The organism is Paenibacillus xylaniclasticus (genome assembly GCF_004001065.1).
In the GTDB taxonomy this organism is placed as follows: domain Bacteria; phylum Bacillota; class Bacilli; order Paenibacillales; family Paenibacillaceae; genus Paenibacillus_T; species Paenibacillus_T xylaniclasticus.
Genome location: NZ_BIML01000076.1, coordinates 1 through 2198, shown reverse-complemented (window position 1 = coordinate 2198; position 2198 = coordinate 1). Strand labels below are relative to the sequence as shown.

Sequence of the window (2198 nt, the reverse complement as noted above, 5' to 3'; positions counted from 1 at the left end):
CCTCAACAACAATATATCAGGTTTTTACGCGAAGTAGAAGGCTGTTCGGTAAATGAAATTGCAGAGCGTGTAGGGGTCCACTGGCGAACCGCAAAAAAATATGCCGACCAAACGGATTGGAATCCGTCGGTGACTAAACGAAAAAACAGAAGTCCCGTCATGGGGCCATTTATGGAGATCGTCGATACATGGTTGGAGGAGGATCAATTACTTCCCCGTAAGCAACGTCATACAGGTATACGCATTTTTCAACGGTTGCGGGACGAACATCAATTTACAGGTGGACAACGCACGGTGCTAGCCTATGTGCAGAAAAGAAAGAGTGAATTGGATCTAGAACGTGCCAAAACGTATGAACGACTGGAACATCCGCCCGGGGAAGCACAAGTGGATTTCACTACCGTCGAGGTGAGCCAAGAGCATCGAATGCTCACGTATAAACTGCTGGTGATGTCTTTTCCATATAGCAATGCAGCTTTCGTCTATCCAACACCGGCAGAAAATCAGGAATGCTTCATGGAAGCAATGAAGCAGTGCTTTGAACAGATGGGCGGTGTTCCTCGGCGTATCTGGTTCGATAATCTGTCAGCTGCCGTCGTACACATTGAGAAGCAAGGCGAACGACAATTAACCGAAGGCTTTCAGCGTTTTTGTGCCCACTACCGTTTCGAAGCTGTATTCTGCAATCCTTACAGCCGTCATGAAAAAGGTCATGTAGAGAATAAATGCGGCTACTCTAAGCGGAACTGGGCCGTACCCATTCCCATCTATGAAAGCCATGAACAGCTTGCCGCGTATTTCGCTGAGCAGGCAACGCAAGATCGCCAGCGTCAGCATTATGCTCAAAATCGCCGAATCGCTGATCTATGGGAGGATGACCGCTGTAAGCTGCTTTCCTTGCCGGAACACGGATTTGAGGCCTTTCGGTTGGCTGCTGCAGTTGTCAACAAGTACGGTGAGATACGGATGGAAGATACGACCATTCCGTTACTGGGGATGGTTGCGCCAGGCAGCGAGGTACTGGTTCAAACATTCTGGGATCGTCTGGTCATCCTGAACGTTCATCACCAGAAGATCCGGGAAGTACCCAGACCATACACGGGGCGAACTGCTGAGGTTCCGTGGCCCAAAGTATTTACCGGCTGGCTGAGAAAACCCCGCAGTGTTACCCATTCACAGTTCCTCCGTATGCTGCCGGAAACCTTGCAAGCGTATGTGACGGTAAAAGATCTGGCTGAGCGAAAAGAACGCCTTCAGGCGCTGTCGCACTGGAGTGATGTGTACACGATTGAACAGATCCAAGAGGCAATTGCTTTGCTAGGCCAGGATACGGTAGTTACCCGTGTCACAGCTGTCCTTGGCATGAAACATGGAAGCCGAGACTTGCCGGTTACGTGGGAGGAGACGCTGTCACCACCAGGGACTCGTTCAGATGGCTCTCTTGGACGCTACGACCGACTTGTGGGGGTGAGCTGAGATGGCAACAGAACTGTCGGATTTGTGTCGACAACTTCGATTAGCGCATGTGATGGACTATGTCTTGGTTCAACAGAATGAAGAAATTCAAAACATTGTGGAACAAATTCTGAGTGCGGAACTAGACGGGCGCCGTCGGGCCAAGTTAGGGAAGCTCGTCCAGCAGGCGGGATTCCCGCATATTAAGACCTTTGAGGGGTATGTCTATGACCATATCTCTTTTCCAAGCGGCAGCAGTCCAGAGAAAATTCAGGGATTGGAATGGTTAGAACGCAATGAGAATTTGCTCTTAATGGGTGCTGTCGGCACGGGTAAGACGCATATGGCAACGGCATTGGGTGTAGAGGCTTGTCGCCGTGGCAAAGCGGTGCAGTTCTACCGAGATTCCGATTTGGTTGCCGTGCTTCAGGAGAAATTTGCGGCGGGTACGCTTAGCCGATTTAGAGATAAGTTGAGAAAGGTTGATTTGCTTATTCTAGATGAGGTTGGCTATGTCCCGTTCAGCCAAACCGGGTCTGAGTTATTATTTAACGTGATTGCAGATTGCTATGAGCAACAAAGCGTGATCGTTACCTCTAACCTGGAGTTTGGTCAATGGACGTCCATATTTGGCGATACCAACCTTACATCAGCCCTTGTTGATCGTCTGGTGCACCATGCACATATTCTCTCCTTCACAGGCGAGAGTTTTCGCTTCAAGCAAGCTATGGAACGAATTCCTA

General features: G+C 49.6%; 2 protein-coding genes. Both read left to right on the top strand.

What is annotated here, in order from left to right:
* A partial coding sequence (istA, locus tag PXY01_RS22005; RefSeq protein WP_127573279.1) for an IS21 family transposase occupies window positions 1-1476 on the top strand: 1476 nt, incomplete at its 5' end.
* A 1-nt stretch (window position 1477) separates the two neighbouring features.
* Window positions 1478-2198: IS21-like element helper ATPase IstB (gene istB / locus PXY01_RS22000; RefSeq protein WP_127573277.1), on the top strand; the 721-nt coding region annotated here is incomplete at its 3' end.